Below are 24,862 nucleotides of genomic sequence, written 5' to 3'. Positions count from 1 at the left end.
GCATCCTTGAAGGTGTGGAGTTCCTCGGGGACATGTCGGTCGGGCGTGAGGGGAGAGCGCAGGACGTGACGACAGCCGGCGCACCTGCTCATAACGCTTCAGCGCACAACTACGGACGCGGTGCCGCGGAAGCCTCGGCGCCAAGGCACCATGGACGGATGCGCGACGACGAGACCCAGGGGTCCCCGCCGGTCGGCGGCTCCGGGACCCAAGGGGCCATCGGCGCCCTTGTCCGGCGCGCCGCAGAGGGGGATGAGCGGGCCACCCACGATCTGCTCGCCCATGTGCATCCGCTGGCCCTGCGCTATTGCCGTACGCGGCTTTCGCGGCTGCCGGGCGATGCCCGCCATTTCGTGGACGACCTGGCGCAGGAGGTCTGCCTCGCGGTCTTGTGCGCGCTGCCGCGCTACCGCGACACCGGCCGGCCCTTCGAGGCGTTCGTCGTGGCCATCGCCGCGCACAAGGTCGCCGATCTCCAGCGCGCGGCCATGCGCCACCCGGGCAGTACGGCTGTGCCCTCGGACGAGATGCCGGAGCAGCCGGACGACTCGCTCGGCCCCGAGGAGCAGGCGCTGCTGAGCAGCGACGCCGAGTGGGCCAAGAAGCTGCTGGCGAACCTCCCCGAGAACCAGCGCGAGCTGGTGCTGCTGCGGGTCGCGGTCGGGCTGACCGCGGAGGAGACCGGGCAGATGCTCGGGATGTCGCCTGGTGCGGTGCGGGTAGCCCAGCACCGGGCCCTGAGCAGGCTGCGAGCGCTCGCCGAGCAGTAGGTTTCGGCGGGTTTCAGCAGGCCATGGGGTTTTCCACAGGGAGGAATGGGACACCTGTCGCGCCCGTTAGCATGGGAGTCCGCGCTGGGGCAAGACCATTGGAAGGGTGTCATGACTGTCAACGTCGACGGAGTGCCTGAGAAATTCGCGATGCTCGGGCTGACGTACGACGATGTGCTGCTGCTGCCGGGCGCCTCCGAGGTGCTGCCGAACGCGGTCGACACCTCGTCCAGAGTCTCTCGAAACGTCCGGGTCAATGTGCCGCTGCTGTCCGCCGCCATGGACAAGGTGACCGAGTCCCGGATGGCCATCGCCATGGCCCGTCAGGGTGGTGTGGGCGTGCTGCACCGCAATCTGTCGATCGAGGACCAGGCCAACCAGGTCGACCTGGTCAAGCGGTCCGAGTCCGGCATGGTGACCGACCCGATCACGGTCCGGCCGGATGCGACGCTGGCCGAGGCGGACGCCCTGTGCGGAAAGTTCCGGATCAGCGGCGTCCCGGTGACGGACGCGGCGGGCAAGCTGCTCGGCATCGTCACCAACCGTGACATGGCTTTCGAGACGGACCGGGGCCGCCAGGTCCGCGAGGTCATGACCCCGATGCCGCTGGTCACCGGCAAGGTCGGGATCTCCGGCGAGGACGCGATGCAGCTGCTGCGCCGCCACAAGATCGAGAAGCTGCCGCTGGTCGATGACGCGGGCGTGCTCAAGGGCCTGATCACCGTCAAGGACTTCGTGAAGGCCGAGAAGTATCCGCATGCGGCCAAGGACACCGACGGGCGGCTGATCGTCGGCGCGGCGGTCGGCGTCGGAGACGAGTCGTACGACCGGGCGCAGGCGCTGGTCGAGGCCGGGGTGGACTTCCTCGTGGTCGACAGTGCGCATGGCCACAGCCGGGGCATCCTCGACATGATCGCCAAGCTGAAGTCCAACATCAGGGTCGATGTGGTGGGCGGCAATGTCGCCACCCGGGACGGGGCCCAGGCGCTGATCGACGCCGGTGTGGACGGGGTCAAGGTCGGCGTCGGGCCGGGCTCGATCTGCACCACCCGGGTGGTCGCGGGCATCGGTGTGCCGCAGGTGACGGCGATCTACGAGGCCGCGCAGGCGTGCCATGCGGCCGGGGTGCCGCTGATCGGCGACGGCGGCCTGCAGTTCTCGGGCGATATCGCGAAGGCGATCGCGGCGGGCGCGGACACGGTCATGCTGGGCAGCCTGCTGGCCGGGTGCGAGGAGTCGCCGGGCGAGATGGTCTTCATCAACGGCAAGCAGTTCAAGTCCTACCGGGGCATGGGTTCGCTGGGCGCGATGCAGTTGCGTGGCCAGGCCCGCTCGTACTCCAAGGACCGCTACTTCCAGGACAATGTGCTCTCCGAGGACAAGCTGGTGCCCGAGGGCATCGAGGGCCAGGTGCCCTACCGGGGCCCGCTCGCCTCGGTGGCGCACCAGCTCGTGGGCGGTCTGCGGGCGTCGATGGGGTATGTCGGCTCGGCGAATGTGGCGGAGCTCAAGGAGAAGGGCCGCTTCGTACGGATCACGGCGGCCGGGCTCAAGGAGAGCCACCCGCACGACATCCAGGTGACCACCGAGGCACCCAACTACTCCGCTCGTTAGCGCGTACGAAGGGGCAGGGATACTGGGACGGCAGACCTGAAGAGCGAAAGGCACCCAACGTGACTGAGATCGAGATCGGGCGCGGCAAGCGCGGCCGCAGGGCGTACGCGTTCGACGACATCGCCGTTGTGCCGAGTCGTCGTACCCGGGACCCGAAGGAGGTCTCCATCGCCTGGCAGATCGACGCCTACCGCTTTGAGCTGCCGTTCCTCGCCGCCCCGATGGACTCGGTGGTCTCGCCGAAGACCGCCATCCGCATCGGCGAGCTGGGCGGTCTCGGGGTGCTGAACCTCGAGGGCCTGTGGACCCGCTATGAGGACCCGGAGCCGCTGCTCGCGGAGATCGCCGAGCTGGACGAGCAGACCGCGACCCGGCGCATGCAGGAGATCTACGCCGCGCCGATCAAGGAAGAGCTGATCGGACAGCGGCTGAAGGAGGTGCGCGACTCGGGCGTGGTGACGGCCGCCGCGCTCTCCCCGCAGCGCACCGCGCAGTTCTCCAAGGCCGTCGTGGACGCCGGGGTCGACATCTTTGTGATCCGCGGCACCACGGTCTCGGCCGAGCATGTCTCCGGCGCCGCCGAGCCGCTGAACCTGAAGCAGTTCATCTATGAGCTGGACGTCCCGGTCATCGTGGGCGGCTGTGCCACCTACACCGCCGCGCTGCATCTGATGCGGACGGGCGCGGCCGGTGTGCTGGTCGGGTTCGGCGGCGGCGCCGCGCACACCACGCGCAATGTGCTGGGCATCCAGGTGCCGATGGCGACCGCCGTCGCCGATGTCGCCGCCGCCCGCCGGGACTACATGGACGAGTCCGGCGGCCGGTATGTGCATGTGATCGCCGATGGCGGCGTCGGCTGGAGCGGTGATCTGCCCAAGGCCATCGCCTGCGGTGCGGACTCGGTCATGATCGGCTCGCCGCTGGCGCGGGCCACGGACGCGCCGGGCCGGGGTCACCACTGGGGCATGGAGGCCGTGCACGACGAGGTGCCGCGCGGCAAGCGGATGAACCTGGGCACGGTGGGCACCACGGAGGAGATCCTGCTGGGCCCCTCCCACACGCCCGACGGCTCGATGAACTTCTTCGGCGCGCTGCGCCGGGCGATGGCCACGACGGGCTACTCGGAGCTCAAGGAGTTCCAGCGGGTCGAGGTGACGGTCGCTCCCTCGCAGCACGACAAGCGCTGAGCGCGCAGCACAAACGGGTGCAGCACAAACGGGTTGGGCCCCGACCGCGATGCGGTCGGGGCCCAACCCGTTTGTGGCTTTGTAGCGCGCTATCGGCGTCAGCGGTTGCTGAGGCGGTAGGCGGTGGAGACCGCCGCGATCGGGGACAGCGCCATGAAGATCCAGGTCAGCGCGTCCGCGTCGTCCTTCCACGCGTCGAACAGGCTGGGGGAGGACTGCCCGTTCACCTCGAACACAGGCGAGTTGAAGTGGCTGAAGAAGATCTCGTTCGCGGACAGCGGCTCAATGCCGGCGCCGCTGAGCTGCTTCTCGAAGTTGCTGAACCAGTCGCTCATGACCATCGCGTAGCCGTACGTCTCACCGATGAACACCGCTACCAGGGCAAGAATCGCACCGATGACCCACAGTGCGGGGTTGCGGCCGCCCAGCTTGGCGATGACGAAACCCACGAGCGCACCGACGGCGACACCCGCGTAGGCGAACTGGGTGATCTTCGGCTCTTGGCTGTCCGTGTCGGCCAGCGCGCTCAGCAGGAAGGCGTAGAGGAACGCGCCGACCAGAGCGGCGACGACGGCGGCGAGGACGGCGAGCGCGGGGTTGCCCTGGCGGCCGGCCGGCGGCGCCGGCGGCGGGAAGCCGCCCGCGAACTGCGGCTGCTGCTGCGGGCCGCCGAACTGCGGCTGCGGCGGCTGAGCCGGGTAGCCGTAACCACCGGGCTGCTGGGGCGGCTGCGGCTGCTGAGGCTGCTGCCAGTTCTGGCTCATGGAGATCCCCCGGGGATGAAGGTGATGTCCGCGCTCCGGGGATTCGTGCTGATGGGAGCGCGAACGAAGAGTTCGAGCCATAAAACTAACAGCCGGGCACGACAATCAGACAAGTCGTGTCTGTCGTCCGTGACACGCCTGCGACCGGACAGAGACAACCTGTCCGTTCTTATGGTGATTTGACGGCCACTATTCCGTGACGTGCTTGTCGTTGAGGTAACTCTCCACCTCTGTAAACGGCGGAGCAGGCGATGTCGTTCCGCTCCGGTGTCCCCTCCTGTCACGTGATCATGAACGCAAGGTAGCAGCGATCCGGTCGTACGAGGGTGCGGTCGACATCAGTGCCCGGCAAGAATCCGGCATAAGCAATAATGTCAACTTATGGCGCAGAACAAGACGTTCACGGGACGTGATGTCGGAATCGACCTCGGCACGGCGAACACCCTGGTGTACGTGCGGGGCAGGGGGATCGTGCTCAATGAGCCGTCAGTCGTCGCGGTCAGCACGACGGACGGAAGCGTGCTGGCGGTCGGCTCCGAGGCGAAGGAGACCATGGGGCGCACCCCCTCCAACATCGTCGCCGTCCGCCCGCTGCGGGACGGGGTCATCGCCGACTTCGAGATCGCCGAGCGGATGCTGCGGCACTTCATCAAGAAGGTCACGGGCAGCCGCCGGCTCTCCCGCCCTCGCGTCGTGGTGTGTGTGCCCTCCGGCATCACGGGTGTCGAGCGGCGTGCGGTCATGGAGGCCGCGTCACAGGCCGGGGCGCGCCAAGTGCATCTGATCGAGGAGCCGATGGCGGCGGCGATCGGCGCGGGGCTGCCGGTGAGCTGCCCGACCGGCTGCATGGTGGTCGACGTGGGCGGCGGCACGACCGAGGTGGCCGTGGTCTCGCTGGGCGGGATCGTCACCGCCCGCTCGGTGCGCATGGCGGGCGATGCGATGGACGCCGCGATCAGCACGCATGTGAAGAAGCAGTACGCCCTGGCGATCGGGGAGCGGACCGCCGAGGAGATCAAGGTGAGCATCGGCTCCGCCACAGCGGTCGGTGCCTGGTCCGCGCCCGGCAGCGGATCGTCCGTCAGGCGCCCCGAGCGGAATGTGGAGGTGGTGTCGGCCACCCGGAGCGGTGAGGGCCTTTCGCTCGACAAGCCCGGCAACGGTGACGGGCTCGACGGATCCGGCAAGGCTGCCGACCCGGAGCAGACGCAGACGCTGCTGCCGCCGGACCGCTGCACCATCCGCGGCCGGGACCTGGTCACCGGACTGCCGAAGGTCCTGGAGCTGACGGCGGATGAGGTGCGGCACGCGCTGGCCGAGCCCGTGGACAGCATTGTCGCGGCGGTGCGGTCGACGCTGGACGAGACCCCGCCGGAGCTGGCGGGCGACATCATGGACCGCGGCATCGTGCTGACCGGGGGCGGGGCGCTGCTGCGCGGCCTCGACGTCCGGCTCAGCCGCGAACTGGACATCCCGGTGCTGGTGGCCGACGACCCGCTGGACTGTGTGGCCCTCGGCACCGGCCGCTGCGTCGAGGACTTCGCGTCGCTGCGCACGGTGCTGGACGCCCGGCCCTGGGGGCTGGCCGCCACCGCGCGGGGCTGAGGCCGGGCGCGGACGGCCCGCTCGGGCGGGGCCCTCGGACGTGCGGTACGGGCCCGCCCGTGGTGGTCTGGTGACACCGCGTCCGTTCACGGGGGCGGTACGGACCGACGTCGAGGTGGCGGTAGTGGCACGCGACGGGAGATGTACGCGAGCGATCGTCGCGGCGGTCGCCGCCCTGAGCGTGGTCCTGAGCGTCGCCCTGAGCGCGGGCCTGGGCACGGGCCTGGGCACGGTCCTAAGTGCGGGCCTGGTCATGCCGGTTCTGCCGCCGGTACCGGCCGCGGCGGCCGTGCCCTCCGTGCCTTTGGCGGCTGTGCCCTCCGTGCCCTCGTACGAGAGCCCCCGCGCCACCCCGTCCGGCCCTGGCCATGGCTCTGGGCGTGACCGTGTCGGCGGCCACCGGAGCTCGTACGCCGTGACCGTCCGGCTGGCGTCCGCGAGCCCCGCCGTCCTGCGGCGCCCGGACGGCCGGCTCACGCTCAGCGGCACCGTGGTCAACCACTCACGGCAGCGCGTCACCGGTGCGCATGTGGGCGTGCGCACCGGGCCGGCGGCGCTCGGCACGCGCAGCGGCCTCGCCGTCGCGGCCGGGCGCACGGACCTGACCCGCGCGGACGGCGAGGAGATCTCCGGCCATGTCCACCGGCTGCCCTCCCTCGCCCCCGGCGCCCGCCGCGACTTCCGGCTGCGGGTGCCGGTGCCGGAGCTGGGGGCGGACGGCGCGGGGGCGTACGGGCTGACGGTGGACGTGGCCCGCGAGGACGGGGCCGTTCTCGGGCTGGCCCGCACCTTTCTGCCGGTCTATCCGGAGGGCACGGCGTACCAGCCGCTGCGCACCACCGTGCTGTGGCCGATCACCGACATCCCGCATATGGAGGCGCTGACCCTGCGCACCCCGGAGAGCGTGCGGCCGGTGTTCCGCGATGACGCGCTGGCCGCCGCGTTCGCCGGGGGCGGGCGGCTGTGGCGGCTGGTCGAGACGGGCGCGCGGCTGCCGGTGACCTGGGCGGTGGACCCGGACCTGGTGGCGCAGGCGCGGGCGATGGCGGACGGCTACCGGGTGGCCCGCACCCCCGGCGCCACCGACCCCCGGCGGACCACCGCGGGCCGGGGCGGGCGGGCGGCGGCGGCCTGGCTGGCCGCGCTCAAGCGCGCGGTGCGCGGACAGGACGTCATCGCGCTGCCGTACGCGGACCCTGACCTGGCCTCGCTCGCGCGCGGCGGCCCCGGCGGCGAAGCGCTGGCGGGGCTGTTGCGCCGGGCGTCCCGGGCGGGCAAGGACGTGGTGGACCGGGAGCTGGACACCGACGCCCGCGCCGATGTGGCCTGGCCGGCGGGCGGCGTGGTGGACGCCGGGATCGCCGGGTACGCCGAGCGGCTGGGCCTGGGGACGGTGTTGGCCTCCGGCAGCACCGTCGCCAGGCTGCGCCGTTCCTCCGGCGCGCTGGTCACCGGCGGGGCCACGGACGACCGCGCGGTCGGGCTCGGCGAGCGGATGACCGCCCTGACGTACGACACGACCGTTGCCTCGCTGCTGGCCCAGAGCCGGCCGGGCGCGGGTGCGGCCGGGGCGCCGCTCCGGCTGAGGGTGCGGCAGCGGCTGCTCGCGGAGAGCCTGACGGCCGTCCGGGAGCTGCCGTACGCCCCGCGGGCCCTGATGGTCGTCCCCCCGCGCCGGATGTCGGCCGGGGCGGCGCGGGCGGTGTCCGAGGCGGTGTCCGAGGGGCTGGGGGCGGGCTGGCTGGAGCCGTCCCGGCTGGAGGCGGCGGCGCAGGACCCGGAGCCGGGGCAGCTGCGCGAGGCCGGGGGCTACCCGGTCGCGCTGCGCGCCTCCGAACTGCCCGCGCGCTCGCTGGCGGCGGTCGCCCGGGACCAGCGGCGTCTTGGCACTCTCTCGAAGGTGCTGTCCGACCCGGGGCGCACCACCGCCTCCGCGTACGCCGCGATGGCGCGCGCGGTCTCCACGAGCTGGCGCGGGAACCCGGCGGGCGCGCGCTCGTACCGGCGTGGTGTGAGCCGCTATCTGACCGCCTCGATCGATTCGGTCCGGCTGGTGCCCAAATCGAAGGTGACGGTCGCCGGCCAGTCCGCGACCATCCCGGTCACGGTCGACAACGGGCTGCAGCAGGACCTGACCGGAGTGGAGCTGCGAGTGGCCTCCAGCCGGCCGGAGCGGCTTGCCGCGGTGGACCGGGCAGTCGGGGTACAGGCGTCGCGGGCGGTCAGCCGTACGGTACGGGTCGGGGTGCGGGCGCACGCCAACGGGCCGGTGCGGCTCACCGCCCAGCTCTACACCAGCTCCGACGGCAGGCCCTGGGGCCGCCCGATCATCTTCACGGCCGATGTCCGCTCGGTGCCCTCGGGGGCGGTGGCGTTCGTGGCGGGCGGGGTGGGGCTGATGATGCTGGCCGCCGCGTTCCGGCTGCGCCGCGCGCAGGCGCGCGGTGGTGCGCCACCGCCGGGCGTACGGGGGTGAATCCCCGGGCGTACGGGTGAATCCCCAGGCGTACGGGTGTGAGTCCCCGGGCGTACGGGGGTGGCGCGGGTTTGTGGGCGCGGCGGCTCAGAGCTGACACGGTCGCGGGGGCTCGGAGCCGGTACGGCGGGGCGGCACTGTGCGGGGGCTCAGAGCCGGTACGCCGTGCCCGCCGGGCTGGCGCCGCGCGTGTCCAGCAGCAGCTGCGCCTTCACGGCCAGGCCCTGCAAGTCGTAGCTGCGGTGGTGCTGGAGCAGCACCGTCAGGTCGGCGTCGGCCACCGCCTCGTACAGCGCGTCCGCGCGCGGCACCGGTCGGCCGAGCACCCGCCACCGCGCCACGAACGGATCGTGGAAGCTCAGCTGGGCGCCCAGCTCCATCAGCCGGGAGGCGATCTCGCGGGCCGGGGCGCCCTCCTGGTCGCCCACGTCGGGCTTGTAGCTCACCCCGAGCAGCAGTACCCGGGCGCCGCGCGCCGACTTCCCGTGCTCGTTGAGCAGGGCCGCGCAGCGCCGGGTGACATAGCCCGGCATCCGCCCGTTGACCTGCTGCGCCAGCTCCACCATGGCCAGCGGGCGGCCGGGGCCGCGCCCGCCGTACGGCGAGCAGTCCGAGGCGATCGGCACACCGTGGCCGCCGACACCGGGCCCCGGCCGGAACGCCTGGAAGCCGAACGGCTTGGTCTCGGCGCAGCGGATCACGTCCCACAGGTCGACGCCGAGGTCCTGGCAGAACATCGCCATCTCATTGACCAGGGCGATGTTGACGTGCCGGTAGTTGGTCTCCAGGACCTTGACGGTCTCGGCCTCGCGCGGGCCCCGGGCGCGTACGACCTTCTCGGTGAGGCGGCCGTAGAACGTGGCGGCCGCCTCGGTGCAGGCGGGGGTCAGCCCGCCGATGACCTTGGGGGTGTTGGCGTAGCCGTACGCGCGGTTGCCGGGGTCGAGGCGGCCGGGGGAGTAGGCGAGGTGGAAGTCGCGCCCGGCCCGCAGTCCGGAGCCGTCCTCCAGGATCGGCCGTAGGAATTCCTCGGTGGTGCCGGGGTACACGGCGGATTCGAGCACGACGGTGGTGTGCGGGCGCAGCTGCGCGGCCAGCGCGCGGGCGGCCTCACCGACCGCCGACAAGCCGGCCGTCCGGTCCGCGCCGAGCGGGGTCGGGGCGCAGATCACGGCGGTGTGGACGCGGCCGAGCTCGGCGGGGTCGCTGGTGGTCCGGAAGCCCCCGGCGGCCATCCGGCGCAGGTCGGCGGCCGACAGCGCGCCGTCCCACGCCCCGCACGGCAGCCTGCCCGCGCGCAGATCGGCGGCGGCGCCGGGGTCGGGGTCGTAGCCGAGGGTGAGGACGCCGGCGGCGGTGGCGGCCTGGACGAGGGGGATGCCGAGGTGGCCGAGTCCGATGACGGCGAGATCTGCGGGCATGACTTCGTGCCGACCCTTCCCGAGGCGATTCCGGATGGCGCGAAATTGCGTGAATACAGACTAAGCGGAAATATGACTCGTATTCAGTATTGATGCGGGGTGTTGATGCGGGGTGTTGATGCGCGGTGTTGCGACGTGCCGTGGCGTCGTGCCGTTGCTCGTTGTGGACGGGGCAGGCACCGACGCTGCACCGGCATGGCGTCACGGACGGAAACCCAGGAAAATCGTTCACGAACGTTGTGATCTCGATCACCGTCTCGATCGCCACGGGAGGCAGCCGTGAGGACACCGACACTGGGGCCGGCCGAGCGCGGCGAGGCGTTGGCCCGGATGGCGGACCAGGAGCTGGACGTGCTGGTCGTGGGCGGCGGGGTGGTCGGGGCCGGCACCGCCCTGGACGCCGTCACCCGGGGCCTGGAGACCGGCCTGGTCGAGGCGCGGGACTGGGCGGCCGGCACCTCGAGCCGGTCCAGCAAGCTGATCCACGGCGGCCTGCGCTATCTGGAGATGCTGGACTTCGTCCTCGTACGGGAGGCGCTGAAGGAGCGCGGGCTGCTGCTGGAGCGGCTCGCCCCGCATCTGGTCAAGCCGGTGCCGTTCCTGTATCCGCTCAAACACCGCGCCTGGGAGCGCCTGTACGCGGGCACCGGCGTGGCGCTGTACGACGGCATGTCGCTCTCCTCCGGGCACGGCCGCGGGCTGCCCGCGCACCGCCATCTGACCCGGCGTCGGGCGCTGCGGGTCGCCCCCTGTCTGCGGAAGGACGCCCTGGTCGGGGCGTTGCAGTACTACGACGCCCAAGTGGACGACGCGCGCTTCGTCACCACGCTGGTGCGCACCGCCGCCTCGTACGGCGCCCATGTCGCCAACCGGGCGCGGGTGGTGGGCTTCCTGCGGGAGGGGGAGCGCATCGTCGGTGCCCGGGTGCGCGACATGGAGACGCCCTCCGGGGAAAAGGGCGCCGACTTCGAGATCCGCGCCCGTCAGGTGGTGAACGCCACCGGGGTGTGGACGGACGAGACGCAGGCGCTGATCGGGGAGCGGGGCCAGTTCCACGTACGGGCGTCCAAGGGCATCCACCTCGTCGTGCCCAAGGACCGGATCCACTCCACGACCGGGCTGATCCTGCGCACCGAGAAGAGCGTGCTGTTCGTGATTCCATGGGGCAGGCACTGGATCATCGGCACCACCGACACCGACTGGAGCCTGGACAAGGCCCATCCGGCCGCCTCCAGCGCCGATATCGACTATCTGCTGGAGCATGTCAACGAGGTGCTGGCGGTCCCGCTCACCCGCGCCGACGTCCAGGGCGTGTACGCCGGGCTGCGCCCGCTGCTGGCCGGCGAGTCGGACGCCACCAGCAAGCTCTCGCGCGAGCACACGGTCGCGCATGTCGCGCCGGGCCTGGTGGTGGTCGCGGGCGGCAAATACACCACGTACCGGGTCATGGCCAAGGACGCGGTCGACGAGGCGGTGCACGGCCTCGACCAGTGGGTCGGCCCCTGCGTCACCGAAGAGGTGCCGCTGGCCGGCGCCGTGGGCTACCAGGCGCTGTGGAACGCGCGAGCGCGCATGGCCAAGCGCACCGGGCTGCATGTGGCCCGCGTCGAGCATCTGCTGAACCGCTACGGCTCGCTCGCCGAGGAGATCGTGGAACGGATCGCCGAAGACCCATCCCTGGGCGAACCGCTCACCTACGCCGACGACTATCTGCGCGCCGAGATCGTCTACGCCGCCTCCCACGAGAGCGCCCGCCACCTGGACGACGTCCTGACCCGGCGCACCCGCATCTCGATCGAGACCTTCGACCGGGGCACCCGCTGCGCCCGGGAGGCCGCCGAGCTGATCGCGCCGGTGCTGGGCTGGGGGCCGGAGCAGATCGACAAGGAGGTCCGGCACTACGAGAAGCGGGTCGAGGCGGAGCGCGAGTCGCAGCTCCAGCCTGACGATCTGACGGCGGACGCGGCCCGGCTGGGGGCGCCGGACATCATCCCGCTCTGAGCTCCGGGGTGCGGGGGTACGCGGGGCACAAGAGACTAGGTGCGGCGGATCAGGTCCGGCAGAACTCGGCCTTGAGGAGGTCCCGCTCCGCCGCCGAGGGCGGGAGCACATCGCTGTTGAGGCGGTAGGCCAGCACATGGCGGCCGCCCGGGGTGGCGACGACCTGGACGTAGGAGCCGCTGATCCGGCCGTTGTGGCCCCACAGCGTCACCCCGCAGGACAGCCGCACCGGGAAGAGGCCCATCCCGTACCGCCCTTCGGAGGCGGTGGTGTCGCGCATCCGCCGCAGCCCCGCCGGGCCCAGCACCTCGCCGCGCAGCAGTGCGGCGTAGAAGCGGGCCAGGTCGTCGAGGGTGGAGATCGCCTCGCCCGCGGCGCTCGCCGGGGACGGGTCGAGGTCGGTGACATCGCGGGGCGTGCGGTCGTGGGGCGTGCGGTCGCGCGGGGCGCGGTCGCCAGGGGCGCGGTCGCGGGGCGTGTGATGGTGACGGGCGCCGCTTTGGGCGGCGTAGGCGCGGCCGTGCGGGGTGGAGGGTGGTGCGCGTGCCGGGGAAGGATGTGCCGCGCAGGGCGAGCGGGGTGAGCACGCGGTGCTCGGTCTCGGCGGCGTAGGGGCGGCCGGTGACGCGCTCGACGACCAGGCCCAGCAGGACGTAGTTGGTGTTGGAGTAGTGCCACCGGGCTCCCGGGGCGAACTGCGGGCGGTGGGCGACGGCGATGCGTACGAGCTGCCGTGGCGTCAGGGGGGAGGCGCCCGGCGGGCCGGCCAGCCGACGGACCACGCGCCGATCGCCCGCGAAGTCGAACAGACCGCTGGTGTGGGTGAGAAGCTGCCGGAGGGTGATTTTCCGGCCGTCGTTGCCCTGGCCGCGCACCAGCCCCGGAAGGTGCTCATCGACCGTGTCGTCCAGGTCGAGCCGTCGCCGTTCGGCCAACTGGAGGACGACCGCCGCGACAAAGGTCTTGGTGATGCTGCCCGCGCGGAAGCGGTCGCTTTCGTGAATTCGCCGACCGGTGCGCACATTGGCCAGCCCGGCCGAGGCGAAGCGCGTCCCGTCGCCGTCCAGGGCGAGCACGGCGGCCCCCGGTGCCCGGCCCCCGGCCACCAGCCGCCGTACGGCCGCGTGCAGCGCCGCCTCGGCGTCCCGCCCGCCGGAGTGCCGGACCGTCGCGGCGACGGGCGTGGGAGCCGCGCCGGGGTCCGCAGGGGCGCCGCAGCCGGGGACCGCGGCGCCCAGGAGCGCCGCCAGCGCGAGCGCCGCGGCCCGCGCGCGGCCCCGCCTCGTCCGCCCGGGGGCGCGGATCGGCATATCGGGAGCCCTTTCGTTGACTGTTCCTCTGTTTCTCTGCTCCTCGGGTCGTCCTGAGGCGTCCCGGGTCGCCTAAGGTTGCCTCGGGTCTCGCCGGGTTTTCGTCGGGTCTCGTTGGAATTTCGTGAAGCCCTCATCGGCTGCGAACCCCCAGATGCTCACAGGTGTGGCCGCGGCCGCCAGGCCCGGCCCCGGACCCCGGGACTTCCCCCGGTCCGCGGATGAGAGACAATGGGGGCTCTCCCAGGGTGGGTTCAGGGCGGGTTGATTTGCAGAGGGGACGCATGTCGGAGGCGGAGCGGACGCAGGGCTCGACCGGGCGCCTCCTCGCCGGGCGGTACCGGCTCGGGGAAGTTCTCGGCCAGGGCGGGATGGGCACGGTCTGGCGTGCGAGTGACGAAACGTTGGGGCGCACCGTCGCGGTCAAGGAGCTGCGCTTCCCGTCGAGCGTCGACGAGGACGAGAAGAGACGGCTCATCACCCGTACGCTGCGCGAGGCGAAGGCGATCGCCCGTATCCGCAGCAACGGCGCCGTCACGGTCTACGACGTGGTGGACGAGGACGACCGCCCCTGGATCGTCATGGAGCTCATCGAGGGCCGCTCGCTCGCCGACGTCGTACGGGACGACGGCCCGCTCACCCCGCGCCGCACCGCCGAGGTGGGGCTCGCCGTCCTCGACGTACTGCGCGCCGCGCATCAGGCGGGCATCCTGCACCGGGATGTGAAGCCGTCCAACGTCCTCATCGCGGACGACGGCCGCGTCGTGCTCACCGACTTCGGCATCGCCCAGGTCGAGGGCGATCCCTCCGTCACCTCGACCGGCATGCTCGTCGGCGCGCCCTCCTACATCTCGCCCGAGCGCGCCCGCGGCCACAAGCCCGGCCCGCCGGCCGACCTGTGGTCGCTGGGCGGCCTGCTGTACGCGGCGGTGGAGGGCGTGCCGCCGTACGACAAGGCCACCGCCATAGCGACGCTCACGGCCGTGATGACCGAGCCCGTCGACCAGCCGAAGAACGCGGGCGTGCTGGAGGAGGTCATCTATGGCCTGCTCGACAAGGACCCCGAGCGGCGGCTCGACGACGCGGGCGCGCGGGCGCTGCTGACCCAGGCGCTGGACGCGCCCGACGAGGGCCGGTCGAAGGCCGCGGCGGCCAACGCCACCCGCACCATGTCCCTGCCGCCCGCCCCGCCCGAGGACGCCCCGTCCGCCGCGCCCTCGGACCGGGTGCGCGGCGCGCTGCGCTCCGTACGGAAGGCATCGGCGGCGTCGGCGTCGGCCGGTGCCGCCGCCGGATCGGGTGGCGCCGGGGCGTCCGCCGACTCGGCCGCCTCCGCCGCGAAGAAGTCCTCGGATGGCAAGCCCGCCAAGCCGGCCAAGTCCGGCAAGGCCAAGGCCGCGGCCCCCGCCGCGGGCTCCTCGGGCTCTGCGGACTCGGCGGGCTCGCCCGCTCCGCCGCCGCGCGCCCCGCTGACGGACGTGGTGCCCAAGCGCACGCTGGTGATCATCGCGGTGATCGTGGCGCTCGCGGTCGTCGGCACGGTGCTCGCCATCGCGCTGAGCGGCGGCGACGACGGCGGTGACCAGGGCAAGTCCGGTAACCGCGGGACGGCTTCGGCCAGTACGGGCGCCGACACGAAGGACGGAACGGACTCTGCCAACCAGTCGTCCAGCAAGTCCCCGGAGCCGCAGACGTCCACCGAGAAGCCGACGGACGACGGCAACAAGGGCAAGGGCGGCTCCGGCGGCTCGGACGACGGCGGCGATGACAGCAACAAGGGCAAGGACGGCGGAGGCGGCAAGGGCTCGCAGCCGGACGGGTACGCGACCGTCAAGAGCTCCGACTTCCCGTTCACCATGGCGATGCCCAAGGGGTGGAAGGCCCACGCGGGGACCTACTCCGGCAGCAAGATCTACTACGGCGGGTCCGATATCCCGCGGATCCAGATCGACTTCACCACGTCACCGAAGTCGGACGCGGCGGCTGAGTGGCGCAAAAGCGAACCCGCCGTGAGCAGGAGCACGCCCGGCTACGAGCTGATCAGCATCGAGTCGGTGAAGTGGCACGGCTACCCCACGGTCGCCGACTGGCAGTTCGAGCGCGACAAGGACGGCAAGCGGGTCCGGGTGCTCAACCGCGGCTTCCGGGCGGACGACAGCCATGGCTTCGCCATAATGATCACTTGCGAGAAGAGCAAGTGGGACGAGAAGGAGTGCAAGACGCTCCGCGAGACCGCGTTCGACACCTTCGACATCACGGACTGAGCACACCGGTCGGCACGGCGCGCCCCGGGCACGTATCGTGAGAGGCCGAGAACCGTACGCAGCGGCAAGCGCGGGCAAAACGCCCTTGATTGACGGTTTCGTTCGGTGCGGATGAGGGAGTGGATCGCGCGCTCGGGGAGGCGTCGTGGACGAATACGCGGGTCGGGTTCTCGCCGACCGCTATCGCCTGCCCCTGCCCCCGGCCGATGAGTACGAACTCGTCGAGACCCGCGCCTTCGACACCTACAGCGGGCAGGAAGTCCACCTCAGGCAGATACCGCTGCCGGAGACCGTCGAGGCGGAGGTCGTCGGCGACGACGGGCGCTACGGGGCGGGCGGGGCCGGGGTCTCGGGGTACTCGGAGTACTCGGGGGCTTCAGGGCGTACGAACGGGATGGGCCGCGGCGCCCGTGTCGGCGGCGACCCGGCGGTGCGCCGCGCCATCGAGGCCGCGACGGCGGCCGCGCAGGTGCCCGACCATCCGCGGCTCGACCAGGTCTTCCATGTTTTCGTGGAGGCCGGGAGCCTGTGGATCGTCAGCGAACTGGTCGCCGGCCGCCCGCTGGCTGCGCTGCTCGCGGAGCGGACGCTGTCCCCGTACCGCGCCGCCGAGCTCGCCCACGACATTCTCACCGCGCTGCGCGCCCTGCACGCCGACGGCTGGATCCACCGCAACATCACCGCCCGGACCGTCCTCGTCTGCGACGACGGGCGCGCCATGCTCACCGGGCTGGCGGCGGGCGCCGCGGAAGAGGCGCTGTGCGGGTACGACCCGGTGCCCCGGCCGTCCGCCGGTCCGGTCGACAGGCCGGAGGGGGGCGGGCGTTCTGGCTCGGCGGAGGAGGCTGACGCCGGCTCCGGCGCTGACGCGGACACCGACGGCGGTGAGGTCGGGGGCGGCGACGTCGGGGGACCGGCTGTCGAGGGGCGTTCCGCGGTGGGGCGCGCTCTGCCTCCCGGCGGCGGTCCCGGCACCCGTCGGACGCAGCCGCTGTACCGCGACCAGGGCGCGGCGGGTGGCTTTCCCGCGCCGCGTGCTTCGGGCGCGGCGGGTGCTTCGGGCGCGGCGGGTGCTTCGGGCGCGGCGCCGGGCGAGGGCGAGCCGCGGCCTGGCTCGGCAGGCGGGCTCCCAGGGCCGCGCGGTGCGCTCGAACAGCCTGGTCCGGGCCCCGGGTTGCGGCTGCCCCCGGGCTCGGAGTGGCGCCCCGCCGAGCGCATCGAAGGCGGGCGGACGGACGACCCCAACGGCCTGAGCGCCCCGGACAGCACGCACGGTGCCGGGCCGGGCGTACCGGGAGCGCGGCGGGGCGAACCGGCCTCCGACGGCCGCCCGTCCGCCCCGGCGCCCGGCGACCCGCAGGGCGCCGCCGAGCGCGCCGCACGAGCCAGCGCGATCGCCGCCTACGCGGCGGGCGCCCGGGCCGCCGCGCGGGCGAACGTAGAGGGCTCCGCGCCGCGTAGCGCGCGCCCCGGCGCGGCCGAAGTCCCGAGCGGGCCCGCCGCCGAGCATGCGGAAGGCGCCCTGCGCCCCGCCCCCGACGCCAACGGCACCGCCCCGGGCCTCGTCAAGGCCCCAGCCCCGTACGCCGACGCGGACCCGAACCGCTCGGCCCCGGCCCCGTATGCCGACCCAAACCGGCAGACCGACCTGGGCACTCAGGCCGACCGGCACCCGCACGCGACCCGCGCGCTGTACATCGACCCGGGCCGACCGGCCGTCCCGAACGGGGTCCCCAAGGCGGGCTCGTGGGACGACGACGCCGCGGCCGCCCATGGTCCGCGGCGCGGGCCCGCGACCGCGCTGGCCGCCGAGCGCGCGCGGCAGGCGCGGATCGTCGTGGTGGGGGCCGTCACCGAGCGGTGGGCGCCTGAGCAGGCGGTTCCGGTCCACGAGAACTGGCGGCTGGCGCCTCCCGTCGGCCCGGCCGCCGACCTGTGGGCGGTGGGCGTGCTGCTCTACCGCGCCGTACAGGGGCATGCCCCGTACCCGGAGGAGAGCGCCGCCGAGCTGGTGCAGCTGGTGTGCTCCGAGGCGCCCGCGTACGCGGAGGAGTGCGGTCCGCTGCGCCCGGTCGTCGAGTCGTTGCTACGCCAGGACCCCACCGAGCGCCCGGACTTCGAGGAGCTGCGCGGCTGGCTGCGGTCGCTGATCCGCTCGGCGCCTGAGCCGGATGTCGGCAGCAGCACGGTCACGGTGCCGTCGATAGGGCCGGGCGGGCCGTCCGACCCCCGGCGGCTGCCCATTGTGCGCCGTCGTGGCTGGCTGGTGCGCAGGGGCCGCGGGGGCGGCGCGCCGGTCGTCGCCGCGCACGGGCGGCACAAGCGGGGCAAGCAGCCGGGCGAGCGCCGCCCGCGCAGGCTGGGCCGGGTGCTGCTGGCGCTGATACTGCTGGTTCTGGCGGCGGCGGTGCTGTACGCGATGATGTTCATGCCGCGGGCCGACGAGGAGAAAGGCCAGGGCCGTACGGGCACGGCGGGCGCGCAGAGCGATGCGCCGACCGCCTCGCGGGAGCCGTCGCAGCACGATCCGCAGAATTCGAGCGGGGGCGGCGAGGGTTCGGGAACGTCTTCGCCGGACGACCAGCAGGCGCAGTCGACGCCGCCCGCGGGCCTGGCGAAGGGCTTCGCGGTGCGCAAGGACCCCAAGGGGTTCAAGGTCGCCGTGCACGAGAGCTGGACCCGCCGCGGCGAGAACTCCCGCGGCCAGATTCGCTATATCGGCGGCGACTTCGAACTGGTCGTGGTGGCGGGGCGGGACAAGGAGTCGGAGTTCGGCTCCGACCCCATGGCCTACCAGCAGAACAAGGAGCCCGAGCTGTCCGCCTTCCGCTCCTCCTCCTGGGCCTCGTCCTCCGGGCTGCGGCGGATCGACGTGGGGCAGACGGCGATGGCCGAGGGGGAGTTCAGCTGGCGGGACAGCAGCGGCCGCAATGTGTACGCCCGCAATCTGGTGATGCTCATCGACGGCCGGTACCACGTCGTCCTGGTCATCGGCCCGGCCGACGAGCGCCGCGCGGTCGCCCGCTACTTCGAGCAGGCGACGGCGACGTACAGCACGTCCGGCTGATTCCGCCGCAGGTCAGCGGCTCGCTACGCGAACCGCTCCCGCAGCTTGTACTTGAGCACCTTGCGGAGCGTGTCGTTGCGCGGCAGCGCGTCGACCACTTCGAGCCGTTCGGGGAGCTTGTGCACGGACAGCCCTTGGGCGCGCAAATACGCGATCGCGGCCTCAAGGGTGAGCGGTTCCGTGCCGGCGGGCTGTTCGACCACCGCGCACACCAGCTCGCCGCGCTCCGCGTCCGGCAGCCCGATCACGGCCACATCGCCGACGTCGGGGTGCTCGTAGAGCAGTTGCTCGACCTCTTTTGCGGAGATGTTCTCGCCCTTACGGATGATGACGTCCTTGGAGCGGCCGGTGAGGACGAGATGTCCCTCCGCGGTGAGATGCCCGAGGTCGCCGGTGATGAGGAAGCCGTCGGCATCGAACGCCTCACGGGTCTGGGCCTCGTCCAGATACCCGGCGCAGACGGCCTCGCCGCGCAACCGCACCTCGCCGTCGGTCCCTGAGGGCAGCGATTTTCCGTCCCGGTCCACGATGCGGACTTCCATGTCCGCCGGCGGCCGCCCTTCGGTGGTCGCGAGGTGCTGCGGGGTGTCGTCCGGCGCACCCATGGTGATCATGGGAACTTCGGTCATGCCGTAGCCGTGGGTGAGCTGGCACCCCAGCTCGCGGACGACCTCGTAGTACAGCTCGGGCGGTTTGGGGGCGCCGCCGCCGGCCAGCAGCCGCAGGGTGGGGATGAGCTTGTGGCCGGGGTCCTTGCGCTGTTCGGCCAGGAACATCGAGTAGAAGGCGGTGCTGCCGCCCGCGACCGTCACCTTGTGCCTCCGGTACGCGGCGAGCGAGGCGGGCAGCGCGAAGTGCTCGAGCAGCACGGCGGGGAAGCCGTACATCAGCAGCATCACCGTGTAGTCGGGCCCGGCCACATGGGCGTACGGAAAGGCCATGGACCCGACGTCGTCCGGACGCAGCCGCAGCGCATGGCCCAGGCAGGCCCCGGCGGCGATGAGGCTGCGGTCGGTGTGCAGAACGCCCTTGGGCTCGGAGGTGGTGCCGGAGGTCCAGTAGATCCAGCGGACGGCGGTTCCGTCGGTGGGCGGCGGGGGCAACGGCACGGCGTCCGGATCGGCCTCGGGGAGGGTGTCGTACGCCTCGAAGACCAGGGGCGGATCGGGCAGTCGCGCGGCGAGGCGGTGGGCCATCGCGGTGTGGTCGAAGCCGCGCCAGCGACCGGGGACGGCGAGGAAGCGGGCGCCGGAGGCGCGCAGCGCGAAGTCGACCTCCCGGTCGCGGTAGAAGGGGATGAGCGGGGTCTGCACGGCGCCCAGCCGGGCCAGGGCCATGGTCAGGACGGCCGTTTCGATACGGGTGGGCAGCTGCCAGGCGACGCGGCTGCCGGGGCGCACCCCCATCCCGTACAGCCCGGCAGCGGTGCGCTCCGCGCGGGCGCGCAGGGCGCGGAAGGTCATCCGCCGGTCGTCGCGGGCGGAGGCGGCGGCCTGGAGCAGGGCGGGGGCGTCGGGGGTGAGTGCGGCGCGCCGCTCGACCAGCTCCCACAGCGTCGCCGAGGTGCCGAGCTCATGCGCGGTGCCGAATTCCTGGGCGGTGTCGGTCATACCGGAACCTCCAACTGACGCTCAGTCAGATTGTGCGGGAAGCGTAGAGCTCGGCGCCTTGTCGGTCCAGAGTCCGCGGGGCTAGCCTTGTGATTTATCTGACGTAGCGTCAGATTTGTGTCTGCGAGGGGACGCGGATGGACCTCGACTACACGGAGGCGGAGGAGGACTTCCGGCGGCGGCTGCGCGCCTGGCTCGCCGACGTCCTGCCCAAGCTGCCGGATCCCCCGGACCCCGCCGACTGGCCCGGCCGCCGCGCCTACGACTGCGGCTGGCAGCGCGCGCTGTACGACGCGGGGTACGCCGGGCTGCACTGGCCGAAAGACGCCGGCGGCCAGGGGGCGACCCCCACCCAGCACCTGATCTTCCTGGAGGAGACCGAACGGGCCGGGGCGCCCTATGTGGGCGCCAACTTCGTCGGTCTGCTGCACGCGGGCCCCACCATCGCCGCCGAGGGCGACGCGGCGCAACGGGCGCGCTGGCTGCCGCCGATCCTGCGCGGGGACGAGGTCTGGTGCCAGGGCTTCTCGGAGCCGGAGGCCGGATCCGACCTGGCCTCGCTGCGCACCAGGGCGGTGCGGGACGGCGACTCGTACGTCGTCACCGGCAGCAAGATCTGGACCTCGCACGCCGAGGTCGCCGACTGGTGCGAACTCCTGGTCCGCACCGCACCTGTCAGCGGCGAGGCACCCAAGCACCGGGGGATCTCCTGGCTGGCGATGCCGATGGACGCGCCGGGGGTCACCGTACGGCCGCTGCGCACCCTCGCCGGGACCGCGGAGTTCGCCGAGGTGTTCCTGGACGAGGTGCGGGTGCCGGTCGCCCACCGGATCGGGGCGGAGAACGACGGCTGGCGCGTGACCATGGTGACCCTCTCCTTCGAGCGCGGCACGGCGTTCGTGGGCGAGGTCGTGGCCTGCCGCCAGGTGCTTGAGGCCCTGGCGCGCGAGGCGAAGGCCAACGGGCGCTGGGACGACCCGGTGCTGCGCCGCAGGCTGGGGCGGCTCGCGGCCGAGTTCGCCGCGCTGTGGCGGCTCACCCAGTGGAACGTGAGCGAGGCGCAGCGCACCGGCGGGGTGCCGGGCACCGGCGGCTCGGTCTTCAAACTGCGCTATTCGCATGTCCGTCAGGAGCTGTACGACGCGGCCGCCGAGGTGCTGGGCGCGGAGGCGCTGGACGCCGACCACGCGTGGGTGGCGGACCGGCTGTCCTCGCTCTCGTACACCATCGCGGCGGGCACCTCCCAGATCCAGCACAACATCGTCGCCGAGCGCATCCTCGGCCTGCCGAAGGGACGGTGAGCGGGCCCGTGGACTTCCGGCTCACGGACGACCAGCGTGTTCTGCGGGCGGGGGTCCGCGAGCTGCTGGAGGGGCGGTTTACGCGGGAGCGGCTGCGGGCGGTGGTGGACGCCGGCTCGCCCGCGGTGGACCGCGCGCTGTGGCGGGAGCTGGGCGGGGCCGGGTTCTTCGCGCTGCGGCTGGCGGAGGCGGACGGCGGGGTGGGGCTCGGTCTGCCGGAGGCGGTGCTGGTCTTCGAGGAGGCGGGCCGGGCGCTGCTGACCGGGCCCCTGGTCGCGACGCATCTGGCGGCCGGGGTGGTGGCGGGCGCGGCCGAGGGCCGGGCCGTGGTCACGGCGCTGGACGCGGCGGGGCAGGCGGCGGGGCAGGCGGCGTCGGGCTCGGCCGGGCCGCTGGTCGAGCACTTGGCGTCGGCGGATGCCGTGTTGGTGATCGGCGACGACAAGGGCGATGGAGGCGAGGGTGACGGGGGCGGCGGGGGCGACGGCGGGGATGACGGGGGTGACGGGGGGATCGGCGTGCGGTCCGCGGCCGGACTCGCGCGCTCCGCGCGGCCGATCCGGTCCGTGGACCCGGCGACGCCGCTGCACCGGCTGGACCGTGGCGGCGGTCCGGGCCGGGGGGAGTGGTGGTCGGCCGCAGACCCGGCCGGGCGCCGCTCCGCGGCCCGGCTCAGACGCGAGGCGGTGCTGCTGACCGCCGCCCTGCAACTGGGCAGTGCGGCCCGTACGGTCGAGCTGGCCGTACGCCATGCCCAGGAGCGCTCCCAGTTCGGCCGGGCGATCGGCGCCTTCCAGGCCGTACAGCATCTGTGCGCCGGGATGCTGGTACGCGCGGAAACAGCCAGAAGTGTGGTTTACGCCGCCGCCGTCACCGAAGACGCGGGTGAAGTGGCCGCCGCCAAGCTGCTCGCCGACGAGGCCGCCGTCCGTAACGCGCGGGACTGTCTGCAGATCCATGGCGGGATGGGCTTCACCTGGGAGGCCGATGTCCATCTGCACCTCAAGCGGGCCTGGGTGAGGGCCGAGCAGTGGCAGACGGCGGCCGAGGCCGAGGAGGAGCTTGCGGCCGGGCTGCTCGCCGGCTTATGAGGTTTGTGACCCGACTTCGTGGATACGCCTGAATTGTTCAGGTGTCGCGATTCCTGGGGGAATCCTCAGAGTCTTCGAGGTGACCGAGCGTTGATACCGGGTTGTTTCCTAGGTGTGACTCGTCACAGGGGGGAGTCGGGCCCATGCTCGGGTACTCTCCGTTGCGTGCGAACGGTTTTGGGGTGCAACTATCCCGGCGTGGCCCATGGGGCGACTCCGGGCACGCCAATGTGCCCCGCTCGCGCGGGGTGCGCAGGCTCTGCGCCCCGGTGTTCGACTCCCAACGGCGCGCGTCGCACAGTATGCCGCACGCATACTCCTTGGCGCTGGAATATGACCGAAGCGCTTGTTGGGGTGACTGTACGTCAACCATGCTGTCTCGCAAGGGGGTACCTCGCAGCTGTCGCTGGGAGGGGGCACCTCCCAGCGGTAGCTGGGGGAGAGTCACGTTCCGTGACCTCTTGGAGGTACGAGGCGATGTGTCCGCCGGTTCGGATGGTGTGAGCGGTGCAGGTGCTTCAGATGCAGATGGAGGTCCGGCCCGACCCCGCGGAGGTGAGCCGGGCCCGCCGATGGGCGCGCTCGCGGCTCGCCGGGTCCGGGATAGGGGTGGACGAGCCGCTTGCCGAGACCCTGATCCTGCTGATTTCGGAGCTGGTGACCAACGCCGTGGTGCACACGGGCTGTCCGGCGGTGCTGCGCATGCTCTTCCCCGCGCAGGGCGACGGCGGCGGGCCCGGTGCGGGCGGCCGCGGGGGGCGGGGGCCGGGCTCCGGTACGGTCCGGGTCGAGGTCGCCGACGCCAGCGGCCGGGCGCCGCGGCGGCGGTGCGCGGGCGAAGAGGCCACCAACGGGCGCGGTCTTGAACTGGTCGACGGCTTGGCGGACCGCTGGGGCTGGCATCCGGAGGGCGCGGGCAAGCGCATTTGGTGCGAGGTGGACCGGGGCGCCCGTGGGGGTCATGGGGGGTACGGAAGTCATGAAGAACCGGTCCTGACGGGGCATGCGGGTTCTCATACGCCATCACAAATCGGGTGTAGTCGACAAAGTCCAGACCAGGTGTTGACGTGATGTGGCGGCTTGATCACTCTAGGATCAGCGATTCGTTGCGAGGGGACGCCGAGGGCTCTGTGATTCCTGTGAGCCGTGTGCTCACGGGGCGGTTCCTTGGCGAGTGCGGGTCGCTGCCCGGCGCGTGACAGGGCATCGGCGCCGGAGCCGGGTGGCGGTGCGCCGTGCCGTGCTCGGGGTGTGCATGAGCGCACCGCCGCCCGACAGACCCGCCCCTCGCCCCGCTGTATGGCGGGGCCGCGGCCCCGTGGGCCGCGCGTCACGGAACCGCGGCGCGTCATGAGACGCCACGGGTCACAGAATCGCCACGGGTCACAGAATCGCCACGGGCGCGACGGGGCTCCCCACGCCGCCGACGAACGGCTCAGGTGTGGCCGACAGCAGAAACGTGTAGCGCCCCTCCTCGGCGCAGGCCTGCCCCAACTCCTCCAGATTCCAGTTCTGGCCCTGCTGCATACCCATCTCCACGAGATCGAGGGCGTGGACCGGCATCCACAGGTTCTCTATCTCCGGGGGAAAGATCTCGAAGGTGAGGGTGTCGTTGGCCACCGCGGCCACGTCCCGGGCGTGGAACCACTCGGGGGTACGGAGGGACAGGCCGGGTGAGGGGAAGGCATAAGCCTCCTTCTCGCCCGCGAGATAGCGCTGGATCTGACCGGTGCGCACCAGCGCGATATCGCCGGGGCGGACGGTGGTCTTCGCCAGCGCCTCGGCGGCGTCCAGGTCTTCGGGTGTGACGACATGCCCCTCGGGGAGCCGGTCGAGTCCGTGGGCGCGGGCGACATCGAGGAGCACGCCGCGCGAGACGATGTGCCGCGCCTTGTCGATGCCGCTGAAAGTGGCGCGCCCATGAGGGGTGACGGAGTCGGCGGGGCGGCCGTTGTAGATCCGACCCGAGTGCGAGACATGGGTCAGCCCGTCCCAGTGGGTGCCCGCCTGTAGCCCCATCGTCACGGCGTCGTCGCTGGTGGCCACGGTGTCCGGGCCGAATATCTCCAGATTGACGGCGATCATGGTGTGCAGCGGGTTGACCCGGCCCGGGATCACGCCGGTCTGCACCCCGTCCTGCTGGAGCGGGACCGCGAGCGGGACGCGGCGGCCGCTCTGTATGGCCGCCGCGGCGCTCCTGACCACCTCGTCGGTGATCAGATTGAGCGTCCCGATCTCGTCCGCCTCCCCCCAGCGGCCCCAGTTGTTGATGCGCTTGGCGATGTCGTGGAATTCGGGCGGCAGAGTCATGAAACCTCCTCGGTTCGGCTTCCGGGCGGGATTCCGCTCGGGGGGTTGTACTCGGGCCGCGTCTGCTCAAA

Annotated in this window: 15 protein-coding genes and 1 pseudogene; 11 read left to right on the top strand and 5 right to left on the bottom strand. The window is 72.5% G+C overall.

What is annotated here, in order from left to right; genetic code table 11:
• The first annotated feature begins 158 nt into the window (after window positions 1-158).
• The 3 genes from ACH4U7_RS14705 (at window position 159) to ACH4U7_RS14695 (ending at window position 3,571) form a co-directional block, all read left to right on the top strand.
• The gene (locus tag ACH4U7_RS14705) at window positions 159-770 is read left to right on the top strand and encodes a sigma-70 family RNA polymerase sigma factor (protein ID WP_089509638.1); all 612 of its coding nucleotides are present in this window, start codon (window positions 159-161) and stop codon (window positions 768-770) included.
• A 111-nt stretch (window positions 771-881) separates the two neighbouring features.
• The gene (guaB, locus tag ACH4U7_RS14700) at window positions 882-2,384 is read left to right on the top strand and encodes an IMP dehydrogenase (protein WP_398528316.1); all 1,503 of its coding nucleotides are present in this window, start codon (window positions 882-884) and stop codon (window positions 2,382-2,384) included.
• A gap of 59 nt (window positions 2,385-2,443) precedes the next feature.
• Window positions 2,444-3,571 carry a GuaB3 family IMP dehydrogenase-related protein gene (locus ACH4U7_RS14695; RefSeq protein WP_385614006.1) on the top strand — a complete coding sequence of 376 codons (1,128 nt, stop codon included), beginning with the start codon at window positions 2,444-2,446 and terminating at the stop codon, window positions 3,569-3,571.
• Window positions 3,572-3,669: 98 nt separating this feature from the next.
• On the opposite strand, the gene ACH4U7_RS14690 is transcribed toward ACH4U7_RS14695, so the two are convergent.
• On the bottom strand, window positions 3,670-4,335 hold the full coding sequence (locus ACH4U7_RS14690; protein WP_398528315.1) for a hypothetical protein: 666 nt from the start codon (window positions 4,333-4,335) through the stop codon (window positions 3,670-3,672).
• 381 nt (window positions 4,336-4,716) lie between these two features.
• Here ACH4U7_RS14690 and ACH4U7_RS14685 point away from each other — a divergent pair, with 381 nt between their 5' ends.
• Both ACH4U7_RS14685 and ACH4U7_RS14680 read left to right on the top strand, forming a co-directional pair.
• Entirely contained in the window at window positions 4,717-5,940 is a 1,224-nt protein-coding gene (locus ACH4U7_RS14685; protein WP_398528314.1) for a rod shape-determining protein, read from the top strand.
• A gap of 70 nt (window positions 5,941-6,010) precedes the next feature.
• The gene (locus tag ACH4U7_RS14680; protein ID WP_398528313.1) at window positions 6,011-8,416 is read left to right on the top strand and encodes a DUF6049 family protein; all 2,406 of its coding nucleotides are present in this window, start codon (window positions 6,011-6,013) and stop codon (window positions 8,414-8,416) included.
• A gap of 149 nt (window positions 8,417-8,565) precedes the next feature.
• Here the strand turns inward: ACH4U7_RS14680 and ACH4U7_RS14675 are convergent, their stop codons facing one another.
• A complete protein-coding gene (locus tag ACH4U7_RS14675; RefSeq protein WP_398528312.1) occupies window positions 8,566-9,837 on the bottom strand; it encodes a nucleotide sugar dehydrogenase in 1,272 nt (423 codons plus the stop codon).
• A 279-nt stretch (window positions 9,838-10,116) separates the two neighbouring features.
• On the opposite strand from ACH4U7_RS14675, the gene ACH4U7_RS14670 reads away from it, so the two are divergent.
• Window positions 10,117-11,838 carry a glycerol-3-phosphate dehydrogenase/oxidase gene (locus ACH4U7_RS14670; protein ID WP_398528311.1) on the top strand — a complete coding sequence of 574 codons (1,722 nt, stop codon included), beginning with the start codon at window positions 10,117-10,119 and terminating at the stop codon, window positions 11,836-11,838.
• A 49-nt stretch (window positions 11,839-11,887) separates the two neighbouring features.
• Here the strand turns inward: ACH4U7_RS14670 and ACH4U7_RS14665 are convergent.
• Window positions 11,888-13,148: pseudogene (locus ACH4U7_RS14665) on the bottom strand (serine hydrolase domain-containing protein).
• Window positions 13,149-13,432: 284 nt separating this feature from the next.
• On the opposite strand from ACH4U7_RS14665, the gene ACH4U7_RS14660 reads away from it, so the two are divergent.
• Together ACH4U7_RS14660 and ACH4U7_RS14655 are read left to right on the top strand one after the other, a co-directional pair.
• Window positions 13,433-15,412 (top strand): protein kinase, encoded by a 1,980-nt coding sequence (locus tag ACH4U7_RS14660; protein ID WP_398528310.1) that lies wholly within the window; start codon window positions 13,433-13,435, stop codon window positions 15,410-15,412.
• Between the two features lie 145 nt (window positions 15,413-15,557).
• Window positions 15,558-18,479, top strand: coding sequence for a protein kinase (locus ACH4U7_RS14655; protein ID WP_398528309.1), 2,922 nt, complete (start codon window positions 15,558-15,560; stop codon window positions 18,477-18,479).
• 23 nt (window positions 18,480-18,502) lie between these two features.
• Here ACH4U7_RS14655 and ACH4U7_RS14650 read toward each other — a convergent pair whose 3' ends face one another.
• Window positions 18,503-20,089, bottom strand: a complete 1,587-nt coding sequence (locus tag ACH4U7_RS14650) for an AMP-binding protein (RefSeq protein WP_398528308.1) — start codon at window positions 20,087-20,089, stop codon at window positions 18,503-18,505.
• Window positions 20,090-20,226: 137 nt separating this feature from the next.
• Here ACH4U7_RS14650 and ACH4U7_RS14645 point away from each other — a divergent pair, with 137 nt between their 5' ends.
• The 3 genes from ACH4U7_RS14645 to ACH4U7_RS14635 all read left to right on the top strand — a co-directional run bounded on the left by ACH4U7_RS14645 (window position 20,227) and on the right by ACH4U7_RS14635 (window position 23,552).
• Window positions 20,227-21,390, top strand: coding sequence for an acyl-CoA dehydrogenase family protein (locus ACH4U7_RS14645; RefSeq protein WP_398528307.1), 1,164 nt, complete (start codon window positions 20,227-20,229; stop codon window positions 21,388-21,390).
• A gap of 8 nt (window positions 21,391-21,398) precedes the next feature.
• Window positions 21,399-22,481 (top strand): acyl-CoA dehydrogenase family protein, encoded by a 1,083-nt coding sequence (locus tag ACH4U7_RS14640; RefSeq protein ID WP_398528528.1) that lies wholly within the window; start codon window positions 21,399-21,401, stop codon window positions 22,479-22,481.
• Between the two features lie 507 nt (window positions 22,482-22,988).
• A complete protein-coding gene (locus ACH4U7_RS14635; RefSeq protein ID WP_398528306.1) occupies window positions 22,989-23,552 on the top strand; it encodes an ATP-binding protein in 564 nt (187 codons plus the stop codon).
• Between the two features lie 312 nt (window positions 23,553-23,864).
• Here the strand turns inward: ACH4U7_RS14635 and ACH4U7_RS14630 are convergent, their stop codons facing one another.
• Window positions 23,865-24,791 carry a cyclase family protein gene (locus ACH4U7_RS14630; protein ID WP_398528305.1) on the bottom strand — a complete coding sequence of 309 codons (927 nt, stop codon included), beginning with the start codon at window positions 24,789-24,791 and terminating at the stop codon, window positions 23,865-23,867.
• Window positions 24,792-24,862 lie beyond the last annotated feature (71 nt).

The organism is Streptomyces sp. NPDC020845 (assembly GCF_044334165.1).
Taxonomy (GTDB): domain Bacteria; phylum Actinomycetota; class Actinomycetes; order Streptomycetales; family Streptomycetaceae; genus Streptomyces.
Note: the sequence above shows the minus strand (reverse complement) of the source record. Positions and strands in the feature narration are given on the sequence as shown.